At 50.4% G+C, this 341-nt stretch carries 1 pseudogene; it reads left to right on the forward strand.

The window, feature by feature from the left end:
* Positions 1–341: pseudogene (locus B3180_RS13900) on the forward strand (nitric-oxide reductase large subunit); the annotation flags it as partial.

A 341-nucleotide genomic window follows, 5' to 3' on the forward strand; every position in this document is an offset into this window, starting at 1 on the left:
GATCCGAAGTATCAGAAACTGGGTGTCGACATCCTGTTCTGGGCACTGGTTCTGGTTGTTGCGGGTACCTTTATCGGTAACTGGTTAGCCATCGCGCAAATCATGCCTGAACACCTGAACTTCTGGTTAGGTCACCAGGGCTATGAGTACGTCGATTTAGGTCGCTTATGGCAAATTGGTAAGTTCCTGGGTATCGTCTTCTGGTTAGTACTGATGATGCGCTGTGTTGTTGGTGCCTTCAAAGAGAAAGGCGACAAGAACTTACTGGCACTCTTCACCGCCTCAGTCGTTGCCATTGGCCTGTTCTACGGTGCCGGATTCTTCTACGGCGAGCGTACTCA

This window comes from Idiomarina sp. UBA4206 (assembly GCF_002383015.1).
In the GTDB taxonomy this organism is placed as follows: domain Bacteria; phylum Pseudomonadota; class Gammaproteobacteria; order Enterobacterales; family Alteromonadaceae; genus Idiomarina; species Idiomarina abyssalis.